The organism is Aurantimonas sp. C2-5-R2 (genome assembly GCF_036549495.1).
GTDB classification, from domain to species: domain Bacteria; phylum Pseudomonadota; class Alphaproteobacteria; order Rhizobiales; family Rhizobiaceae; genus Aurantimonas; species Aurantimonas coralicida_A.
The window spans coordinates 77,224-97,470 of sequence record NZ_JAZHLJ010000011.1 but is presented as its reverse complement, the minus strand read 5'-3'; the positions used below and the strand labels follow the sequence as shown (position 1 = coordinate 97,470).

Here is a 20,247-nt window from a genome sequence, read left to right as displayed (position 1 = left end):
CATGACCCAGAATTTCGACCTCATCGTGCTCGGCGTCGGCATGGCCGCCGTCAGCGCCGCCAACAAATGCGCCGCCGCCGGCTGGTCGGTCGCCGTCGTCGACGAACTGCCCTATGGCGGCACCTGCGCACTGCGCGGCTGCGACCCGAAGAAGATGCTGCGCCGGGGCGCCGAGATCATCGACGCGGCGCGACTGATGCGCGGCAAGGGCGTCGAAGCCGGCGACCTTAAGATCGACTGGGCCGATCTGATGGCGTTCAAGCGCAGCTTTACCGACGCGATGCCGGACAAGATCGAGGGCGGTCTCGACAAGAACGGCGTCAGCACGTTTCACGGCCCGGCGCGGTTCCTGAACGACAACACGGTCGAAATCGGTGGAGAGACCCGGCTGCAGGGCCGCCACATCCTGATCACCACCGGCGCCGAGCCCCGGCCGCTGGAATTTCCGGGCGCCGAACACGTCATCGACAGCACGGCGTTTCTGGAGCTGGAAACGCTGCCGCGCCGCATCGTCTTCGTCGGCGGCGGCTACATCTCCTTCGAGTTCGCCCATATCGCGGCGCGGGCCGGCAGCGCGGTCCAGATCGTCCAACGGGGCGAACGGCCGCTGAAGGGTTTTGACCCCGACCTCGTCGACAGACTGGTCGCGCGCGGCCGTGAGGCGGGCGTCGCCGTCACCACCATGACGGACCTCACATCGGTGGAACGGAGCGGCGACGGCTACACCGTCCATGCCGAGACCGACGGCAAGCCCACGACATTCGCCGCCGATCTCGTCGTCCACGGCGCCGGCCGCGTGGCGGCGATCGACCGGCTCGACCTTGCTGCGGCGGGGGTCGAGGCGAGCGAGGCCGGCATCCGCGTCGACCGTCATCTCAAGAGCGTTTCCAACCCGGCGGTCTTTGCCGCGGGCGATGCCGCCGACACGGACGGGCCGCCGCTGACGCCGGTGGCGGTTGCCGAGGGCAAGGTCGCCGCCTCGAACATGCTGAAGGGCGATCACGCCACCGTCGACTATCGCGGAGTGCCGAGCGTCGTCTTCACGATTCCCGAGCTTGCCCGCGTCGGCATGCTGGAATCGGAGGCACGGGAGCAAGGCCGCAATGTCCGCGTGGCCTTCAACGACACCAGCGGCTGGTACTCCAATCTGCGGGTCGGCGAGACCCATGCCGCCACCAAGATCCTGATCGACGCCGACAGCGACGAGATCCTCGGCGCGCATCTGCTCGGACCGGAATATGCCGAGATCGTCAATTTCTGCGGCCTCGCCATGCGGCTGGGACTGAAGACCCGCGATCTGAAATCGATGATCGCCGCCTACCCGTCCGTCGGCTCCGACCTCGGCTCGATGCTGTAGCCCGCCTCGCAACGCACGCCTATCCGCGCGGGGCGAAATAACGGGTGGCGCCGTCCTCGCCGATGCCGGTGCGGGCAAGGCCGAGTTCGGCGAGATTGCGCAGCACCTCCTCGACATTCGCCAGCTTCTTTTTCGTCACCTTGCCGGCGAAGGCGGCGGCGAGCTGATTGGGCAGGACCGGCTCGGGGGCGCGCGCCAGCGCATCGCGCACGAGGCGGATCTGCTCGAAGGCGTCGGCTGGTAGCGCCGGCGGTTTGACGCCGGCCGCCACCACCGCGATTTCGGCCTCGATCTGCGTCGCGGCGGCCGGCTCGGCGACCTTGTGACCGAGTTTGGGGATCTGGTAGTCCGGCCGCAGCCAGCGGACATAGCCGCGCTTTTCCTCGGCCTGACGCTCCAGATTGAGCGCGACGAGACGGCTCAAAAGCTCCTCCTCGGCGGCCTCCTGGTCCTCGCTCTTGAATGGCGAGGGCATCGTGGCGCCGGGCCGGCCGACGAGGCGATCGCCAAGATCCTCCCAGCCATAAGCGGCGAAGACGGCGCGGTCGATGTCGTCGTGAATCTCCTTCAGGACGGCGATCAGCCCGGCATCGTAGATGGCGCGTTCCGCCTCGCTCAGCGGCGGAACGGCGGCGGGCTCTGCGGTTGCGCCCGGTTCTTCTCCCCGGCGGGGAGAAGGTGGCGCCGCAGGCGCCGGATGAGGGGTCTTGCCACCGCCTTGTCCCTCACCCGGTTCGCTTCGCGAACCACCCTCTCCCCCGAGGGGAGAGGAATGGGCGCCCTGCCCGGCACGCCCGACCCATTCCAGCGCGCGGACGCGCTCCAGCACGTTGTACAGCCCGGTCATGGTCAGAAAATCGTGCTCGGCGAGGCGCTGTTTACGGAAGGCATCGAGCCGCTCGCCCAGCTCGGCGAGATGCGCGCGACGCGCGGCATTGCCGGCATCCTCCGGCCCGCGCAGAGCGGGCGGCACCTCGGCGACGCAGCCGGGAAAGGGAAAGGGGTCGAAGGTACGCGTTTTGACGTAGACAGGGTCGTTGCCAACGCCGAGAAAGCCGCCGGCGGCGAGTGCCCACGAGATATGGGCTCGGGATGATAAAGCCGCGATCGTCTCGGCCCGATCTACACCGATGTTGACGAGTTTGTTGTCGGGACGGATGCTGGCATCGAGAAATTGGAAGAAGCGGTGGCGCGAGGTCTCGACCGTGGTGACGTAGCGAGGAAGCTCGGCGAGAAATTCTCGAAGATCAGAGTGCCTGCGTCCAAACCACCACCAATATTCGCGCCGGAACGCTTCTCGGTTTGACCCACGTTCGGGTTTTACTTTTGTCAGAACGTGCTGGAAAATCGGCGGAAATCGCTCGCGAACTTCCTCCTCCTTTAATGGATATAAATCGATCACTTTAACGCCGCGCGGCCGCTGGGCGATATCGCGCCCGTGTCGATAATCCAGGATATGGTTCTCAACTCCAGGCGCGCGTCCAAGTCCCAACGAGGTTGCCTCTGTAGGCGTTACAATGAACCCTGCGCCATGGAGCGCGACCCCCCTACTCGAAATTATGTCATTCGCCTGCAGACCGTTTGCCAAGGACAAATCCGCGCCGATCGTGAACTTCCCCGTGATCTTCCCCTCGCGTTCGGCGAGCGTCACTTGCGGCGTGTCGGTGTTCAGCCCCGCCTCGCCGACGACCTCCGCCAAAACACCCTCGTGCTCGCCCTTTTCGGCGACGGTCATGGCGATGCGCACGGCGGCCTTGTCCGCCGCCTTCATCCAGGGATGGTCGGCGACGGCGAAGACCAGGCTGAGCGGCTGTTTGGCCGACAGGTGCCGCTCGATCACCCGGCGCGAAAAGGTCTGGGTGATCGAATTCGTCGTGATGAAGCCGAAGCGGTGGGGGAATGTCGTCGGCGCCTTCGATCCTTGTCGCGGCTTGAACCCCTCGCGCAGATAAGTCGCCGCCTGGTCCCAGAAATGCATGACGAAATCGGCGCCGCCCGGCAGATGCGGCCGCGCCTTCCACACCGCCTCGGCATAGCCGTCGCCCAGCTCGGCGCGCATGTCCTTGCCGCCGATGAAGGGCGGGTTGCCGACGATGAACTCGGCCGCCGGCCATTCGGCGGCGCGCGGGTTGCGATAGGTGTAAAGCGGCACGGTGGCGTCGGGGTCGGGCACGTCCTCGCCGGTGATCGGGTGCCGCTTCCTGGTCACTCCATCCCAGCGCGACAGCGGTGCGCCGTCCGCGCCGCGCAAGAGCTCCTCGCCGTCATGGGTCAGGATCGCGTCCTGATGGCGGATGGTGCCATAGGCGTGCAGCACCGGCTCCTGCAGATAGCGCGGATCGACGGTGCGAAGCTGCCATTTGAGATAGCCGATCCACAGGACCAGATCGGCGATGGCGGCGGCGCGCGGGTTGATCTCCAGCCCGTAGAACTGGCTCGGCTCGACGGTCTCGGAGCCGATCGACAGCCCCTCGGAGCGGCCAAGGGCTTCCATCACGTCCAGCACCTCGCCTTCCAGCCGCTTCATCAGCTCCAGCGAGACGTAGAGGAAATTGCCGGTGCCGCAGGCCGGATCGAGGATGCGGGTGGTGCAGAGCCGGTGGTGGAAATCGCTGACGCGGCGCAGCGCCCGCTCGTCGCGGCCGGCCTCGCGGTCGCTCTCGGCGACGGCCTGGACGGTGCGCCACTCCTCGCGCAGCGGCTCGATGATGGTCGGCACGACCAGCCGCTCGACATAGGCGCGCGGCGTGTAATGGGCGCCGAGCTTGGAGCGCTCGCGCTTGTCGAGGGCGCGTTCCAAGAGCGTGCCGAAGATCGCCGGCTCGACCTCGCTCCAGTCGCGCCGGGCGGCGACCTACATTTCATGGATCGCCTCGCCGTCGAGCGGCAGCGCCGCGCGGCGCTTGAACAGCGCGCCGTTGAAGCGCTTGACGGTGGCATTGAGATGCGGCGCGTAGCCGCCGGTGTCCATCACCGCCCACAGCGATTCGAGGGCGGGGACAAAATGTTGCGGCGTTTCCTTCATGCGCTCCAGAAGCGCGACGAAGGAGTCCTTCGGCAAAAGCCCGACATCCTCGGCGAACATGGTGAACAGGCAGCGCATCAGGAATTCGGCGACGTCGCGGGGATCGTGCGCGGTTTCCAGGCCGCGGGCGATGCGGGCCAACCGCTCGGCGATGTCGCGGGTGACCTCGGCCGATTTCTTCGCCGGATCGAGGGAATGCGGGTCGAGCCAGACGGCGCGCAGGCGCGCGCGGATGTCCGGGTCGTGCAAACCGGCCAAGGGGATCTGGAAGGAGCGGCGGTCCGGGAACTGCGTATAGTTGCGGCCCTGGCCGGCGAAATTGGCGTAGAGCTCGATGACGTGGCCGACATCGACGAGAAGGACGAAGGGCGGCGGACGATGGCCGGCCGGCAGGTCGCCGACATAGGAGACCGCCTGGTTGTAGGCGGCGCGCATCGCCTTGTCCCAGGCGGCGGTGCCGCGCCGGGCGGTGCCGCCGCGCACCGGCGCGGCATGCGCCGGCAACAACTCGGCCTGACCCGGATCGGCGGCGGCGCGGCGCGCCTCGGTGGAGGACTGCTTGGCTTCGAGGATGAAGCTGTCGCGCCTGTAGCAGTCGATGCGGTGGGCGGTGGTCAGGCCGCGAATGCGATGGTCGACGCGCTTTTCAAAGACGTAGTCGTTGAACGCCTCGTTCGGGCGGGCGCCGTCCGGGCGGGGCACGCCCAAAAGATCGCACAGCTCGTTGATGAAGCTCTGGGCATTGGCCATTTCGGCCCCGCCGGTCTCCGCCCATCTCGCGATAAAGCGGTCGATCTCGGCCGTCTCGGTGTCACTCGCGCGCTCGTCCATGGAATCGGCTTCCCCCGTCACTGCGGGAGGTAAGCAAAGCTGGGAGTATCCGGCAAGCGGCTAGCGCGGCGCTGGTCCTTGGCCCGGCGCGCCGCGCCGCGCTTAGGATGGGCCTCACTCGCCGGGGGCCGCCTGCTCGGCTGGCGGCTTCGCCCGGGCCCGGCCCCGACTGTTGCGCGCCGCCTTGCGCCGCCGCAGCGCCCGCCGAACCGCCCGGCCCCGGGTTTTCAGCCAAACGCCGACATCCTCCACCCGCTCGACCCGGTCACCGTAAAGCTCGGCCAAAGCGTGCCGGAACTCGGCATAGCCGAAGCGGGCCTCGCCCTCGAGCTGGCGCATAACGATCATCCAGGCCGGCGAAACCAGCAGCGAGACCGCCGTCACGGCCAGCGCCAGGCGATAGACGTCGCCGCCGATCGCGCCCGAGGCGAAGGCGACCGCCGCCAGCACGAAAGAGAATTCGCCGATCTGCGCCATCGACAGGCCGGCCTCGACCGCCGTCTTGTGCGGCAACCCGGCCATCCGGATCAGCATCACATTGACGACGCTCTTGGCGATGATGACGAACACCGAGGCGATCAGCACCAGGGTCCAGTTCGCGATGATGTAATCGAGGTCGATCAAGAGCCCGATCGACAGGAAGAACACCACGAGCAGGATCGCCTGGATCGGCTCGACCACATGAATGACCGGCGAGCGCAGGGTCGAGGAGCCGACGACGAGCCCGGCGATGAACGCGCCATAAGCGGGCGACAGGCCGAGGAGGCCCGACAGCGACGCCGCCGCGAAGCAGAAGGCGAGCGAGCCGAGCGCCAGGATCTCGACATTGTTTTCCACCGCCGACGCGAAGGACGGCTTCAGCTTCGGGCCGCGCCCGAGAAACCACAACAGCGCCGCGAGCACCGCGACGGCGACGGCGATCTTGACCACCAGCACGCCCCAGCCGACCGCCTCCTCACCACCGAGCGATGAGGCGATGATCAGCATCGGCACCACGGCGATATCCTGGGCGATCAGCACCGCGACGGCGATGCGGCCCGGCTCGGCGCGCAGTTCGCCGAGATCCTCCAGCACCTTCATGGCGACCACGGTCGACGACAGCGCGATGATGAAACCGAGAATGATCGCCTCGGCGAGCGTCGCCTTGGAAATGAGCATCAGCCCGAACGAAATCGCCATCGCGGCGAGAAGCTGACCGCCGGCGATCTGCACCGCCGGTTTCAGCGACGCGACGAAGGCCTTCAGCGACAGCTCCATGCCAATGAAGAACAGCAGCATCAAGACGCCCATCTCGGCGAGCATGGTGACGTTTTCGTTCGAGGTAGAGATGATTTCGAGGCCCGACGGCCCAAGCAGTACGCCCGCCAGGATGAAGCCGACCAGCGGCGGTTGCTTCAGCCGCATCAGCCCGAGGCCGACGGTGACCGCCACCACGATGACGAAGGCGATTTCGGTCAATCCCGTGCCATGGGCATCGACGACGGCTTCTTCCACGCGTGTCTCCTCGTATTCCCGGCGAATCGCTTAGCCGCACAAATGATAGAGTAACCTTGGCGCAGGTGTGTCGCGGGGCGGCAAAATCCTTGACCGGGCCCCCGGTTTTGCGGGTCGGGCCGACGCAGCGGCGCGGTCCGGCCGACGCGGCCAACACCGCTTCGCTCGCGAGCCGGCCCTGGCCGTAACGGAGATCGCCTTGCGCCATCTGTTCAAGCAGAGCCCTCGGCACCATATCCCTCGCCTACCAGGCCGCGCAGGCTGACATCACCGAGGAACCATCCATGCCGACAGCCGACCCGACGCATCTCGCCGACCACCGGCGCCGCCTGAAGCGGGTCGCCCGCGTCGCGCGGCTGATGGACACGGCGATCCGCATTCCCGGCACCGGCATCCGCTTCGGCGGCGATTCGATCATGGGGCTGATCCCCGGCGTCGGCGACGCCGCCGGCGGGCTGATCGGCATCTACATCATCAACGAGGCGCGCCGGCTCGGCCTGCCGACGCACAAGCTCATCAAGATGGCCGGCAATCTGGGGATCGACTTCGCCGTCGGTTCGGTGCCGCTGGTCGGCGACGTCTTCGACGTCGTGTTCAAGGCGCACCGGCGCAACCTCGACATGATCCTCGACCATTTCGGCGAGGGCGACCTGTCGGCGCAGGGCGACATCGACCCGGAGGCGATGAAGGACATCACGCCGAAGCGAAATTGAGGCTCACCAGCGGCGGGTGCGGCGGAAATAAGCCTCCGCCTCGGCGCCGAAGGTTTGGCGGAGCCCCGTTTCCTCGCCCTTGATGAAGCGGTGGGTGATCACGAACGGGAAGACTGCCGCGACGATCAGCGCCGACAGCGCCCCGAACCAGAGCGCCGCGCCGAAGAGGGCCAGCGTCATGCCGGTGTAGATCGGATTGCGATTGAGCCGGTACGGTCCCTCGACGATCAGCGCTTTCGGCACATTGCGTGGCTCGATCGGCGTCTTCTTGCGCCGGAACCACAGCGCCGACCATAGGATGATCGCGATACCGCCGACGAAAAGCGCGATGCCGATCGCCGTCGTCACCGGCGAGGCGAAGCGCCAGAGCGGGAGCCACCAGGCGGCGAGCCATTCGGCGAGGATCGCCCCGAGCGCCCAGACCGGCGGCAGATCGGGAAAGTCACGGGGCATTGCCATGACGGCTCCTTTGGTGGTGGATCTTAAGCCAACATAGGTCGCGGCAGTGGGCCTGTGCCACCCCTCCCGCCGCCGCGATCTTGCCGCAACGTTTGGTCGGTGTATCATCCGACCTCACGGTGAGCTTTGGAGGTACCGCCATGCAACGCGCGATCGGCCTGAGAGTGCCGCTTTGCCTGTTAATTGTGGCGTTGACGGGCAGCGCCCCGGCTTACGCGGACGACCCGCTGCTGGACGACGCGGTCAGCTTCACCGGCCAGATCTTCCACCTCGATACCGCCGTGCCGGGGCTCGTCATCGCGGCGGTTCGCGGCGGCGAAAGCGCCGTGTTCGGCTTCGGGGAGACCGCCAAGGGCTCGGGCCGACAGCCCGACGGAGACACACGCATCGGCGTCGGGTCGATCACCAAGACCTTCACCGGACTGACGCTCGCCCATCTCGCCGCCGCTGGCACGGTGGATCTGACCGACGCGGCCGGACCGTATGTGGACGGCATCGACACATTGCCGGAGCGGCGGCACCCGATCCGCCTGCTCGACCTCGCCACCCATTCGAGCGGGCTCGGCCGTGAGCTCCAGCCTGTGGACGGCGCGGAGAAATACAGCGACGCCTCCTTCGCCGGGAACCTCGGCGGCGATCCCCTGCTTTTTACGCCCGGCACCGGCATCCTTTATTCCAACATCGGCTTCGACCTTCTGGCGATGGCGTTGTCCGGCGCCGCGAACCGGCCCTACCGCGATCTTTTGCAAGAAACCGTCCTCGACCCGCTCGGGCTGGATGCGACCGGCTACGCGCGACCGGAGGGCGACAACGTCATGACCGGCTATGACTGGAACGGCGAGGAAATGGACCCGGGCGAGCCCATCCCCAACCGGTCCGGCGCGTCCGGCCTCCACACCACGGCGAACGACATGATCCGGTATCTCAAGTGGAATCTCGACCGCTTCGGCGAGGGCATGGAGGCCCGGACGCTGAGCCACGCCGCCTATCTGGTCCGCGATGGCCTCAATCCGGTCTACGGCATGGACGAGTCGGGCCATATGGATGCGATGGGCCTCGGCTGGGTCGTCATGATGCCGGAGGACGACCGCCCGCTCATCCTCCAGAAGGCGGGCGGCACCAACGGCGTGTTCAGCTACATCGCCTTCGCGCCGTCGCGGGGCGTCGGCGTATTCATCTCGATCAACCAGTTCAACTTCTCCGCCTCGATCGCGATGGCGACCGTGACGAACGAACTCATCGCAACCCTTGCGCCGCGTTGACGGCGGGCGGTGGAGTGGGGCTAAGGGCCGTCCGGGCCGGGCCTTCTCCGGAAGAAGCTCCGTCGCGGACATAGCCCGCCGGCCCCCGAACGATTCCGGTGATCATTCGCGCTCGTTCCGTGGGCCGGCGGCGAGGCAAAGCGCCAGAGCGGTAGCCACCACGCGGCGAGCCATTCGGCGAGGATCGCCCCCAGCGCCCAGACCGGCGGCAAATCGGGAAAGTCACGGGGCATCGCCATGGTCGATCCTTGCGTCGATCGGGGTCGGGCGGAGACAATAGGACGAGGATCGCGCGGAGCGCCACCTTGCCCGCCTAACCCTCGGGCAAGTCCAGGGCCGGGCGTGCCGATTTCGGCATCAGGTCGGACGAATAGCCGTCATCGACGCGGTTGCGGCGCGCAGGTCCGCTTGTGCCGCAACGGCGAAGTGGTCGCGGCGAAAGCGGCCCGGCGACACGCCGAACAGGTCGCGGAAGGTCCGGCTGGCGTGGCTGTCCGAGGCAAAGCCCGCCTCGAAGGCGAGTTCGGCGATGCTTCGCACTTCCCCGGGTTGGCTAAGAAGCATCCGCAAGCGGTCGGCGCGTCGCGCCTGAACATAGTGTGAGACGCCGCCAAGCGGCTTGAACAATTCATAGAGCGTCGAGCGGCTGAGGCCGGATTCCGCCGCGATCATGGTCGGGCTGAGATGTTTCGCCGTCAGCTTGGCTTCCACCAGCGCGCGCGCCCTCGCGAGCTTCTTGCCGCCCGGCCCGTCGCCATTCGACGCAGCTGCCGGAGCTTGCAGTGCGATGGCCAGGAGTTCGCCGAAGGCACGCACTACCCCGGCCCCCGCGGCGACGGGAATGGCATGGGCGTGTCGCATCAGCGCGACCGTGACATCCGCGAGCAGGCTGGCCTGGGCCGCCTCGATCACGGTCCCATGCAGGTTAGCCGCATGGGGCGCCGCCGCTTCGAGGAGCGCAGGCGTCAGGCGGACTGTCATGAGATGGATGCGGTCAGCCGACATGCGCAGCGGCCGACCGGGATCGAACAGGGCGATTTCGCCATCGCGGATTTCGATTTGGCGATCCGGCAGCTCGACCCGCAGGGTCCCGGAAACGGCCAACTGAAGAAACACGTATCCGTTGGCGTTGGAGGACAACCCGTGCCGCTCGTGGCTCATGTCATGAAGCCGGCATTCATATAGAACGAGCGATCCCAGTCGTCGGGTTTCCACCTGAGCGAACGACTCCGGGCCGGCGACGATGGTGTCGGACAAATCGCCAAGCAGCGCCCGATAGATTGCGGACCGATCGACCGATGTCTCGGCAATACTGTCGAGCGGAGGAAGAGCGTCTGCCGCTTGCGAGACAAGATCCGCGATCATCTTCATTTCTACGATAGATGGACACATCCAATGCGGAGCCGCCGGGGGAATGGGGCCCCGACGAGATCTCCATTCTAGCAGATATCGCAGGCGTCGCCATCGGTTTGCGAGCACCGTCGCCAAATTTGCCGTTACGGCCGGACCGGCAGCCAAGAAGTCTGGACAGATGGATATATTCGGATTCTCGGCGACTGGATAAAATCGACTGTCGCGTCGACGGCAATGCCTTCCTGCGACCGGGCTACGTCCCGCCTTCACCTTCAGCAAGGACTGCCTTATGTCGCTTTCGTCGCTCTCTCGCCTGCCCCTCGCCGTGGCTCTCATCGTGTCGCTGGGGAGCGCTGCCTCCGCCGAAAATCGCGAAGTCACCGTCACCAACGCCAGCAGCGCCGCGATGATCGAGTTCTTCGCGTCGAACACCGGCACGAACAACTGGGAAGAGGACATTCTCGGCGTCGACGTGCTGGCGGTCGGCGAAGCGGTCGACGTGAATATCGACGACGGCAGCGGCGATTGCGTCTTCGACTTCAAGGCGACCTTCGAAGACGGGTCCAGCGCCGTCATGGGCAACGTCAATGTCTGCGAGATCTCGCAGTTCGATTTCACCGATTGAGCAAAGGGAGAGAGTTCATGAAAACATCGTTTTTCGCGGCCCTGGTCGCCATGGCCGGCATCGGCATCGCCGGCCCTGCCCTCGCCGACCCGTCCGGCAGCTATGATATCAGCGGCGTCAACCCGGACGGCACCCAGTACGAGGCCAGCGTGCTGGTCGCCAAGATCGGCGATGCGTTCACGCTGACTTACACGCTGGGCAACGGCAGCAAGGTTTCCGGCACCGCCATCGGCGACGACGACGTCTTGGCGATCGGCTATGCCGAGAAAGACGACACCGGCGTCGCTCTGATGTTCTCGGAGGACGACAAGTGGAAAGGCGTGTGGACCTATCTCGGCGCCAAGACGCTCGGCACCGAGGAATGGACGCCGCAGTGAAGCCCTGAAGCATGACGACGGGAAGGCCGGGTCACCGATGGTGATGCTGCCTTCCCGCTTGGACCTCTCCCAAACGACGGTGCTCCTCCATGTTCCGACTTGCGTCCGCTATCCTGCTGTTGACATGCGGTTTTCTCGCCGCGCCGTCGGCCATGGCGCAATCGGCCGAGGACGTCCTCAGCCAGATCGAAGCCCTGCACGGCGACGCCGATGGCTTCAGCGCCGCGTTCGACGTGCTGCAGCAGGCGATGGCCGACGGCGACGCGGCGACGGTGGCGGAATTCGGCTCCTATCCGCTGACCGTCCGGGCGAATGGCGAGGTCTACGACGTCCTCGAAGCGCAGGATCTCATCGACAATTTCGACAGCCTGATCGCACCGGACACCCAGACCCGCGTCGCCAACCAGGATGTCGGGGATCTGATGGTCAACAGCGAGGGCGTCATGATCGGCGCGGGCGAATTGTGGCTGTCCGCGGTCTGCGACGACAATGCCTGCAACAGCGCCCGCTGGCGGATCATCGCGATCAATAATTGAAGAGGACCCGGCGGTCGGGGCGGTTCGTCGCTCATCGCAACCAACCGCCCGCGCCCGATTTGCCCAAGCGATTCCCTCTCAATCCGCCATCGTCTCCAGGCTGGCATAGCCCTCGGCCGCGGCGCCGGCGTCGAAGGGGGTCGTCACCTCGACGAAGCTGTCGGGGTAAAAGCCGTTGAAGCGGGTTCGCAGCGACAGCGAATAGGCGCCGATATGGCCGATCTCGATCCAGTCGCCGGTGTCGACCGTCTCCGGCAGCCAGAACGGCCGCGACAGGATGTCGACGCTGTCGCAGGTCGCGCCGCAGACCTTGAAGGCCTGGATGTTCTTCGGATCGCCATTGCGGCGCGTGCGCGCTGGATCGGGGATGAAGCGCGCCGGCAGGGTGATCTTGCCGGTCCATGAATCCGACAGCGACGCCCAGATGCCGTCATTGATGTAGAGCCGCTTGCCCTTGCGCAGGAGCACGCGGACGATCAGTGAGAAGGCTCTGGCGACGATCACCCGCCCCGGCTCGGCGACCAGCGGCAGATCGTCGAAGGCCCATTCGGCCAGATCGGCGCGCAAGCGTGCCATGATCTCGTCCTGCCCCGGCATCTCGCGCTTCTTGCGGCGGGGGTCGTGGCCGTATTCGGCCGGAAAGCCACCGCCGACATCGAGCCCGGCGAGCGGCACGTCGGCGCGGTTGCGCACCCAGTCGGCCGAGGCCAGCGCCCGCTCGTAGGTCTCCGGGTCCTCGATCTGCGAGCCCACGTGGAAGCAGAGGCCCACCTTGAAGCCGATCTTGTGGCAGCGCTGCAAAAGCTCCACCGCGTGAGCGGGCGCGGCGCCGAACTTCTTCGACAGTTCGTAAGCCGCGCTGCCCTTGGTCTGCAGCCGCACGAACAGGGTGATGGTGCCGGGGTCGAGATCGAGGGCGCGGACGATGCGCAGGATCTTGGCGACCTCGTCCTCATGGTCGAGCGACATGACGCGGATGTTGTAGGTCTCCAGCGCCAGGCGGATATCCGACTGCGCCTTGACCGGGTGCATGTAAAGCATCTCGGCGCCGGGCTGGGCGGCCTTAACCGCGGCGAACTCGCCCGGCGAGGCGACGTCGAAGATTTTGATCCCCGCCTTGCTCAGGGTTTCGAGCACCATTGGCTCGCCATTGGTCTTGACCGCATAGGCGGTGTCGCCCGGAAACGCCGCCATGAAGCGCTGCGCGTCGGCGGTCAGAACGTCGGGGCGGAAGCAATAGACCGGCACGTCGGGGCGCAGCGTGAGGGCGGCGTCCTTGGCCGTTGGAAAACTCTGCAAGGCGTCTCTCCGCTGGGCTCGCGACCGATGGCCGTCCGGCTCGTCCGCAACTAGAGCACCGGACGCGAATGGGCAGCTTAGCCGATTCGGCGCGCCTTCGGGTGACAGGCGCTTGCGGGCCCCGCCACCCGACCTCTAAACAGGCGGGCACCGCAACAGGATCGACCGCCCATGTCCCTTCCCTCGCCCATCCCCGTGAAGCTTGCGCCACTGAGCGTCACCCGCATCACCGCCGACATCGAGGCCGGACGCACCACGCCGGAGGCCGTGATCCGGGAAGCGAACGCGCGCATCGACAGCCTGGACGGGGTGATCGGCGCCTTCGTCCGCCGGGCGCCGGCGGAAAGCATTGCCGCGGCGAGCGCCGCCACCGGGCCGCTTCGCGGCGTGCCCTTCGGCGTCAAGGACATCTTCGACACGTTCGACATGGCGACGGAGCACGGCTCGCCGATCTATAAAGGCCACCAACCGCTGGCCGATGCGGCGCTGGTCGCCGCCGCCCGGCTGCAGGGCGCGGCGATCCTCGGCAAGACCGCGACGACCGAATTCGCCTCGATGGACCCGGCGGCGACCCGCAACCCGCATGATTTGGCGCACACGCCCGGCGGCTCTTCCTCTGGCTCGGCGGCCGGCATCGCGGCGGGGATGCTGGCGGCCGCCTGCGGCTCGCAGACCGGCGGCTCGGTGATCCGGCCCGCCTCGTTCTGCGGCATCGCCGGCTACAAGCCGAGCTTCCGGCTGTTGCCGACCGTCGGCATGAAGGTGTTTTCCTGGACCCTCGACACCGCCGGCCTGTTCGCCGCGGGCGTCGCCGACGTGGCGCTGCTGGCGGAATGCCTCAGCGGGCGGGAGTTGACGGCGCCGCCGCTCGCCGACGCGTCGGGGCTGACGATCGGGCTCTATCGCACGGCGCTGGATGAACAGCTCGACCCGGCGATGGCGGCGGCTTGGGAGACGGCGGCCAAGGCGCTCGAAGCGGCCGGCGCCAAGCTCGTCGACCTCCCCGAGCCGGCAGCGCTGGAAGCGGCGCGCGCGGCGCATGGCGACATTCAGAATTTCGAGGCGGCCCAGGCGCTTCTACACGAGCGGACGAAGCATCGGGGCCGGATGGGACCGAAGGTGCTGGCGCAGCTCGATGAAGGCGCGGCGGTCACGGCCGAGGCATACGATGCGGGACGGCGCACGGCCCGGATCGGCCGGAAGGCGGCGGCGGCGCTGTTCGACACCTGCGACGCGCTGCTGGCGCCCTCCGCCTTCGGGCCGGCCCCGAAGGGACTCGCCACCACCGGCGACCCGGCGCTCAACAAGCTGTGGACGCTGACCGGCAACCCTTGTGTCAACGTGCCGGGGCTGGCGACGCCGGAGGGCCTGCCGCTCGGCCTGACGATCGTCACCCGCTTCGGCCGCGACCGGACGACGCTGTCTATCGCCAGGCTGCTCGAAGAACGCCTGCAAGCGGGATAAAGCGACGCCGGTCAATGCGGCGGGAATGCGGCGGGGGCGATCGGGAACGCACCTCGGTGCCCCCGGCGCCGCGGTTTCGCGGTTCCACCCAGCGCGCAAGTGGAGATCACCAGACATTTCAAGGCGTAACGCCAAGCAGGCCCAGCGGGACGCTTGGCCTTACCCCATAGCGGTTTCGGCTAGCTTTCGATCACGAAAGCCAGCGCGTGAAAAAAATATCGGACGTTCTTCGCGCCTGCATCCCGAGTCATTGCAGTGGTTTGCGGCAGTTCGCTCGAACCGTCAGTGCGGCGCAGCGACGAATTGGGGTTTACGATCGATTCAGGTTCGTTACCTTCTGGGCACATCTCGTCAACGAGGAGGCGATGCACATGGAACTGACGCGTTCGGTGAATTTGGTGATGATCCTGGCCGCATTCGTTTTTGTCGGCGCCATGGTCATGGGTGTCGTGCCCTGATATCGGATGAGATCCGACGCCGCGTTTCTAGCGGCCCCAATTCGAAAAAGCCGGGTCATCCCGGCTTTTTTTTTGCGTCATGGTGAGATATCTGCGCCGCCGGCAATTCAGGCGGCTGCCGCCTCGCTGGCGGAGCCTGCCGGCGCCGACGCCTCGTCGGCGCGAAGCCCCAGAATGTGGCAGATCGAATAGACCAGATCGGCGCGGTTCATGGTGTAGAAGTGGAAGTCGGAGATACCGCGCTTCTGCAAATCCAGCACCTGATCGGCGCAGACCGCCGCGGCGACGTGGCTGCGCGTCTGCTCGTCGTCCTCCAACCCCTCGAAGCGCGCCGCGAGCCAGGCCGGGATAGTGGCGCCGGTTGCCTGGGAGAAGCGGGCGACTTTGGTGAAGTCGTGGATCGGCACGATGCCGGGCACGATCGGAATGTAGATGCCGGCGCGACGGACCCGCTCGACGTAACGTTCGAAGGTATCGTTGTCGAAGAAGAACTGGGTGATGGCACGGGTGGCGCCGTTGTCGACCTTGCGCTTCAACAGGTCGATGTCGGTAACGAAATCCGGGCTCTCGGGATGCTTCTCGGGATAGGCGGCGACCGAAATCTCGAAATCGGCGAAGGCTTTCAGGCCCGCGACCAGTTCGACCGCGTTGCGATAGCCGTCCTTGTGGGCGACATATTCGCCGCCGACGCCGGCCTGGCTGTCGCCGCGCAGCGCGACGAAATGACGAACGCCTGTTTCCCAATATTGCCGGACGACAGCGTCCACCTCTTCCTTGGTGGCGTCGACACAGGTCAGATGCGCCGCCGGCGTCAACTGCGTCTCCTTCAGGATGCGCTCGATCGTCTGATGGGTACGCTCGCGGGTCGAACCGCCGGCGCCGTAGGTCACCGAGACGAAGCTGGGGCCGAGCGGCGCCAACCGCTCGATCGCGCGCCAGAGATTCTCCTCCATCTTCTCGGTCTTCGGCGGAAAGAACTCGAAGGAGACATCGATGCCGGACGTAGAAAGAGGATTGGGGCGGCTCATGACGACTTTCTCTTCTCAGCTGACAAGGGTTTGACGGGCGGAGGCGGTTGCCGCGACCAGGATGCGCGGGTCCTTCGCAATGCAGATCGTCACGGTGAGTTCCCCGGTCTCGCCGCCGCTGGAGACGAGGTGGTCGATGCTGACCTGCTCAAGACCTGCTTCTTCCAGATAACCGACCAGCGCTGCCTCGGAAAAGCCGAGGCGCAGATGCGCGTGCTCGGCGCGCAGGAATTCCAGCTCGTGGGGAGCGAAATCGATGATCGCCAAACGGCCGCCCGGCGCGACGGCCCGTGCCGCCTCCGCGATCGCGGCTTGCGGATCGTCGAGATAGTGCAGCACCTGATGGAGGGTCACGAGATCGAAGGCCTCGCGCTCGACCGGCAGATGATAGGCATCGCCCTGGCGCACCTGGGCGTTGACGATCTGTGCCGCATCGAGCTTGGCGCGGGCGATCGCCAGCATCTCACGCGAGGCGTCGATGCCGACCGCCCGTTCGCAGCGCGGCGCCAGGAGCTCGAGAATTCGCCCCGTACCCGTGCCAATGTCGAGGAGGGTTCCGATCCGCTTGGTCCCCAAGGCGGCGAGAAGCGCCCGCTCGACCTCGGCGTCGGCTGCATGCAGCGCGCGGATGCGATCCCAACGGCCGGCATTGCGTGCGAAATAATCGGCGGCGCGACGCGCCCGTTCGGCCCGCACCGCTTCCAGCCTCTCGGCGTCGCGTTCGATCATCGGGTCGGCCTCGTCCGCCCAGGATAAAAGCGAGCGCACCAGCCCAACCACCGACGCGTCGTCGCTGACACGGAAATAGGCCCAAGCGCCCTCCTGATATCGTGCCAGTACGCCCGACTCCACCAGCAGCTTCAAATGCCGCGAAATACGCGGCTGGGATTGTCCGAGAATCGTCGTAAGCTCGCTCACCGTCAGATCGCTCCGGGCAAGCAGCAGAACGAGGCGGAGGCGCGTCGGCTCGGCGACCGCCTTGAGGGCGTCGACGAGTCGATCGAAGGAAAGCTTTTGGATGTCCAGCATGACGCATCTCGATTACGATATAAAGATATCTTTATATGAAGAGCCTATTCGATGCAAGCGATTTTCGGCGAGCGCGGCGCTTTCGCGAAAACCGTTCGCGGACAGGTGCTGCCGGCGCTCGGAGAAACGGCGATGACCGCGTCCGAGCAATGCGCGCCGGCCGTTCGTCCTGGCGAGGTTCGCTTTGACGGGCCCGAGCCCAACTATGACGATGCGGGGTTGGTCTTCATCGGCCTCGTTCGGTCGCCCTGGGCGAGCCGGGACGAGTGTCCGAAAAACCTGTCCGACGCCCGCGAGCGTGGGCAACCCGCCCGGGTCGAGATCGACGCGCGCTGGCGGGGCGCGCTGACCGGGCTCGACGCGGATCGCTGGGTGTTCCTGCTGACGTGGCTCGATGGCGCCGAGCGGGACCTTGCCCTACAGGCGCCGCGTCATGCCGACGGCCCGCGCGGCACCTTCACGCTGCGTTCTCCGGTGCGCCCGAACCCGATCGGGCTGCACCTCGTTCGGCTGCTTAGTGTCGATCTTGATGCCGGAATTCTCACCATCGACGCCATCGACGTACGCGACGGCACGCCGCTCGTCGACATCAAGCCGTATCTCGCGCCCATCGATGCGCCGCCGGAGTAAAGGATGCCGTCCGACCGGCAAAAGCGCGTTGCCCGCGCGCTGACCGCGACGATCCCGCGCGCGCCTTTCCTCGACGCCGAGGCGATCCGCGCGGCGGCGCGTGCACGCCACATGCGGGCGCTGTCGCCCCAGAGCGCCGTCTGGCTGGCGACCGTGGCGCATATCCGACATGCCCATACCGATTACGACGCCTTGATGGATGAGGGTTACGACCGGGACGCCGCCCGCTTCTTCGTCATCGACGCCATCAACGCCGTGCTCGATCGCTGGGGCGCGACGCGGCGGCTCGATCCGGAGGCGGACAACGGCGAAGCGATGGCGGAAGACCTGCGGAGCGGAGCAACGACGGGCAGAGACGAACCTTATTCGTAGATCCACTGCTCCGGAATGCGGGCCTCAAACGCCTCGTTCACGACGATCCTGCCCGGCTTTTCGACCCACGCCACGAGGCCGCGTCGGTGCTTTGCCGCCGAAACGAAGCCGAGTTCGATGTCGCCGCGACCCTCATACCGCCTGGCGATCGCCCGACCCGAGAGCCGACACGGGCCGTTGTCGCCGTCGATCCGCAAGGTGACGCCGCCGTTAAACATCAGGATCGTGCGGGGCGGCAGCCACGAGAGGTCGGCAATGCCTTCAACGAGCAAATTGCCGCCGATCCATTCCGGCCGGATCTCGGGAATGTCGAGGCGTGCGGCGGTCTCGGCGAGTTCGTCGGCGGCCAGCAGCGAAAGCTGCCGCTCGTTACGGACTTCCGTGCCACGCGGATACCAAGGCTCGCGTCCGCTCGACCGGCGTGTGGTTCCGCCATGGCGATCGCCGGCGATGCCATCGAAGCCGAGATCGAGGAACGGGACCGGTGCCGTTTCGAAGCCACCGTCGCCCGTGCGAAACAGCCCCGTGACCGTGCCGGCCTGCTTTTTCGCGCGCGTTCGTAGCATGGATGCCCTCCCCCTCTTCGCACCGGCCGTCGATGATAGGATAATGGACCCTGAATCACGATGAACTCGAATCCAATCCAGACAATTTGCGGGGGATCAGGTGGAAAACCGGTCTCCGCTCTTCCTCCGGCAGTCCGCGCCGCCCTACCCCTCCGCCTCCGACCGCTCGCTTGCATCCGGTTCGTCCTTCGACTCGAAGGTCACGACCCGGTAGATGTAAACGATCACGATCAGACCCAATACGACATTGGACACGGGACCTACATAGGCTTCGACCGCCTCGTAGTTTTTTCCCAGCAGATAGCCCGCGCCCGCCAGCAGGCTGGTCCAGACGGCGCTGCCGATCGCGGACAGCAGGAGAAAGATCGGCAGCGACATCTTTGCGATCCCGGCGGGCACCGATATCAGCGTGCGGACGGTGGGGATCAGGCGGCCGAACAGGACGGCCGAATAGCCGTGACGACGAAACCAGGCGTCGGCGGAGTCGACGTCCTCGGGCGACAATGTCAGCCAGCGACCGTGACGCGCCGCGAGACGTTTCAGTCGGCGTTTGCCAATCAGTTTGCCGGCGTAGTACCAAGGAATGATGCCGAGGAGCGATCCGATCGTCCCGGCGAGGATGACGGTGACCATCGACATCTGGCCGATCGCGGCCTGATAGCCGGCCAAGGGCATGATCAACTCGGACGGAATCGGCGGAAAGACGTTCTCCAGGAACATCAACAGGGCGATGCCGAAGGCACCGAGGCTGTCCATCAGGGTCTTGACGAAAACGTCCATGCGAAAATCCGTGGCTTCCGGGGCTGTCCCTGTTCGACGGCGGTTGAGACCAGCGCGCCGCCGATCAACGAATAGCGACGCGCATCGATCCGGTGCGAGAGGAAATAATCCCGATGCGGCCGGCACCGGGCCGTGCCGCTGGCTTGCGGCTGTCGGCGGTCGATGCGCTTATGGAGCGATGACGACAGGACTTCAGAGCTTCGACAACTTCTCCTGGGCCAGCCTTTTGGCCGGCCGCGACGTGCTGATCTGCGATGGCGACGCGGACCGGGCGCTGAAGACCGCGAACGCGCTGGAGCGCGCCGGCGCCCGCGCGACCATCGCGGAGAGCCAGAGGGTCGCGCTCGACCGCATGTCCCGCCGCGATTTCGCCCTCGCCGTCGTCGTTCTGGAAGGTCAAGGCGAACTCGACGCCACGCTGTCGGGGGCGCTTGCGACGAGCGGCACGAAGCTGCTGCTTATGGTCGACGCCGAACGGCGCGAGGCCACCCGCAAGGCCAGGCCCAATGCGCGCGTCGCCAGTCTCGGGATGAGCGAGCGGCAATTGGTGATGTTCCTGACCGGGACGAGCGACGAATAGAGAGGCCAT

Annotated in this window: 20 protein-coding genes; 10 read left to right on the top strand and 10 right to left on the bottom strand. The window is 66.4% G+C overall.

The genetic code is table 11. The annotated features are described in order from the left end of the window. Nucleotide 1 precedes the first annotated feature (1 nt). Nucleotides 2-1,357: a dihydrolipoyl dehydrogenase family protein gene (locus VQ044_RS07855; protein ID WP_327646301.1), complete on the top strand. Its 1,356-nt coding sequence runs from the start codon at nucleotides 2-4 to the stop codon at nucleotides 1,355-1,357. A gap of 19 nt (nucleotides 1,358-1,376) precedes the next feature. Here VQ044_RS07855 and VQ044_RS07850 read toward each other — a convergent pair whose 3' ends face one another. The 3 genes from VQ044_RS07850 to VQ044_RS07840 all read right to left on the bottom strand — a co-directional run bounded on the left by VQ044_RS07850 (nucleotide 1,377) and on the right by VQ044_RS07840 (nucleotide 6,707). Then, nucleotides 1,377-4,157, bottom strand: coding sequence for a class I SAM-dependent DNA methyltransferase (locus tag VQ044_RS07850; protein ID WP_327650891.1), 2,781 nt, complete (start codon nucleotides 4,155-4,157; stop codon nucleotides 1,377-1,379). 54 nt (nucleotides 4,158-4,211) lie between these two features. After that, nucleotides 4,212-5,213 carry a type IIL restriction-modification enzyme MmeI gene (locus VQ044_RS07845; protein ID WP_327646298.1) on the bottom strand — a complete coding sequence of 334 codons (1,002 nt, stop codon included), beginning with the start codon at nucleotides 5,211-5,213 and terminating at the stop codon, nucleotides 4,212-4,214. A gap of 114 nt (nucleotides 5,214-5,327) precedes the next feature. Continuing rightward, nucleotides 5,328-6,707 carry a cation:proton antiporter gene (locus VQ044_RS07840; protein WP_327626317.1) on the bottom strand — a complete coding sequence of 460 codons (1,380 nt, stop codon included), beginning with the start codon at nucleotides 6,705-6,707 and terminating at the stop codon, nucleotides 5,328-5,330. A 284-nt stretch (nucleotides 6,708-6,991) separates the two neighbouring features. Here VQ044_RS07840 and VQ044_RS07835 point away from each other — a divergent pair, with 284 nt between their 5' ends. After that, nucleotides 6,992-7,420 (top strand): DUF4112 domain-containing protein, encoded by a 429-nt coding sequence (locus VQ044_RS07835; RefSeq protein ID WP_327646296.1) that lies wholly within the window; start codon nucleotides 6,992-6,994, stop codon nucleotides 7,418-7,420. 3 nt (nucleotides 7,421-7,423) lie between these two features. Here VQ044_RS07835 and VQ044_RS07830 read toward each other — a convergent pair whose 3' ends face one another. After that, nucleotides 7,424-7,879, bottom strand: coding sequence for a methyltransferase family protein (locus tag VQ044_RS07830; protein ID WP_327646295.1), 456 nt, complete (start codon nucleotides 7,877-7,879; stop codon nucleotides 7,424-7,426). A 140-nt stretch (nucleotides 7,880-8,019) separates the two neighbouring features. Between VQ044_RS07830 and ampH the strand changes: the two genes are divergently transcribed. After that, on the top strand, nucleotides 8,020-9,141 hold the full coding sequence (gene ampH / locus VQ044_RS07825; protein ID WP_327646293.1) for a D-alanyl-D-alanine-carboxypeptidase/endopeptidase AmpH: 1,122 nt from the start codon (nucleotides 8,020-8,022) through the stop codon (nucleotides 9,139-9,141). Between the two features lie 357 nt (nucleotides 9,142-9,498). On the opposite strand, the gene VQ044_RS07820 is transcribed toward ampH, so the two are convergent. Beyond that, entirely contained in the window at nucleotides 9,499-10,506 is a 1,008-nt protein-coding gene (locus VQ044_RS07820) for a helix-turn-helix domain-containing protein (protein WP_327646291.1), read from the bottom strand. Nucleotides 10,507-10,783: 277 nt separating this feature from the next. Between VQ044_RS07820 and VQ044_RS07815 the strand changes: the two genes are divergently transcribed. The 3 genes from VQ044_RS07815 (at nucleotide 10,784) to VQ044_RS07805 (ending at nucleotide 12,032) form a co-directional block, all read left to right on the top strand. Further along, nucleotides 10,784-11,119 carry a hypothetical protein gene (locus VQ044_RS07815; protein ID WP_327646290.1) on the top strand — a complete coding sequence of 112 codons (336 nt, stop codon included), beginning with the start codon at nucleotides 10,784-10,786 and terminating at the stop codon, nucleotides 11,117-11,119. Between the two features lie 17 nt (nucleotides 11,120-11,136). After that, nucleotides 11,137-11,496, top strand: a complete 360-nt coding sequence (locus tag VQ044_RS07810) for a hypothetical protein (protein WP_327626372.1) — start codon at nucleotides 11,137-11,139, stop codon at nucleotides 11,494-11,496. Between the two features lie 89 nt (nucleotides 11,497-11,585). Further along, a complete protein-coding gene (locus VQ044_RS07805; RefSeq protein ID WP_327646289.1) occupies nucleotides 11,586-12,032 on the top strand; it encodes a hypothetical protein in 447 nt (148 codons plus the stop codon). A 78-nt stretch (nucleotides 12,033-12,110) separates the two neighbouring features. Here the strand turns inward: VQ044_RS07805 and VQ044_RS07800 are convergent, their stop codons facing one another. After that, nucleotides 12,111-13,331, bottom strand: coding sequence for an alanine racemase (locus VQ044_RS07800; RefSeq protein WP_327646287.1), 1,221 nt, complete (start codon nucleotides 13,329-13,331; stop codon nucleotides 12,111-12,113). Nucleotides 13,332-13,502: 171 nt separating this feature from the next. Between VQ044_RS07800 and VQ044_RS07795 the strand changes: the two genes are divergently transcribed. Then, nucleotides 13,503-14,795 carry an amidase gene (locus tag VQ044_RS07795; RefSeq protein ID WP_327646285.1) on the top strand — a complete coding sequence of 431 codons (1,293 nt, stop codon included), beginning with the start codon at nucleotides 13,503-13,505 and terminating at the stop codon, nucleotides 14,793-14,795. A gap of 565 nt (nucleotides 14,796-15,360) precedes the next feature. Here the strand turns inward: VQ044_RS07795 and metF are convergent. Continuing rightward, the gene (gene metF, locus VQ044_RS07790) at nucleotides 15,361-16,281 is read right to left on the bottom strand and encodes a methylenetetrahydrofolate reductase [NAD(P)H] (RefSeq protein WP_327646284.1); all 921 of its coding nucleotides are present in this window, start codon (nucleotides 16,279-16,281) and stop codon (nucleotides 15,361-15,363) included. Nucleotides 16,282-16,296: 15 nt separating this feature from the next. Continuing rightward, a complete protein-coding gene (locus VQ044_RS07785; protein ID WP_327646283.1) occupies nucleotides 16,297-17,310 on the bottom strand; it encodes an ArsR/SmtB family transcription factor in 1,014 nt (337 codons plus the stop codon). 51 nt (nucleotides 17,311-17,361) lie between these two features. Between VQ044_RS07785 and tsaA the strand changes: the two genes are divergently transcribed. Both tsaA and VQ044_RS07775 read left to right on the top strand, forming a co-directional pair. Beyond that, a complete protein-coding gene (tsaA, locus tag VQ044_RS07780) occupies nucleotides 17,362-17,940 on the top strand; it encodes a tRNA (N6-threonylcarbamoyladenosine(37)-N6)-methyltransferase TrmO (protein ID WP_327646281.1) in 579 nt (192 codons plus the stop codon). Nucleotides 17,941-17,943: 3 nt separating this feature from the next. Further along, the gene (locus VQ044_RS07775) at nucleotides 17,944-18,312 is read left to right on the top strand and encodes a DUF2293 domain-containing protein (RefSeq protein WP_327646280.1); all 369 of its coding nucleotides are present in this window, start codon (nucleotides 17,944-17,946) and stop codon (nucleotides 18,310-18,312) included. On the opposite strand, the gene VQ044_RS07770 is transcribed toward VQ044_RS07775, so the two are convergent. Next, nucleotides 18,303-18,878, bottom strand: a complete 576-nt coding sequence (locus VQ044_RS07770) for an MOSC domain-containing protein (protein ID WP_327624564.1) — start codon at nucleotides 18,876-18,878, stop codon at nucleotides 18,303-18,305. The two genes, VQ044_RS07775 and VQ044_RS07770, sit on opposite strands and share 10 nt — an antisense overlap. Nucleotides 18,879-19,022: 144 nt before the next feature. Next, nucleotides 19,023-19,658 carry a DedA family protein gene (locus tag VQ044_RS07765; RefSeq protein WP_327624563.1) on the bottom strand — a complete coding sequence of 212 codons (636 nt, stop codon included), beginning with the start codon at nucleotides 19,656-19,658 and terminating at the stop codon, nucleotides 19,023-19,025. Between the two features lie 178 nt (nucleotides 19,659-19,836). Between VQ044_RS07765 and VQ044_RS07760 the strand changes: the two genes are divergently transcribed. Next, entirely contained in the window at nucleotides 19,837-20,238 is a 402-nt protein-coding gene (locus tag VQ044_RS07760) for a hypothetical protein (RefSeq protein ID WP_327646279.1), read from the top strand. Nucleotides 20,239-20,247: the final 9 nt, after the last annotated feature.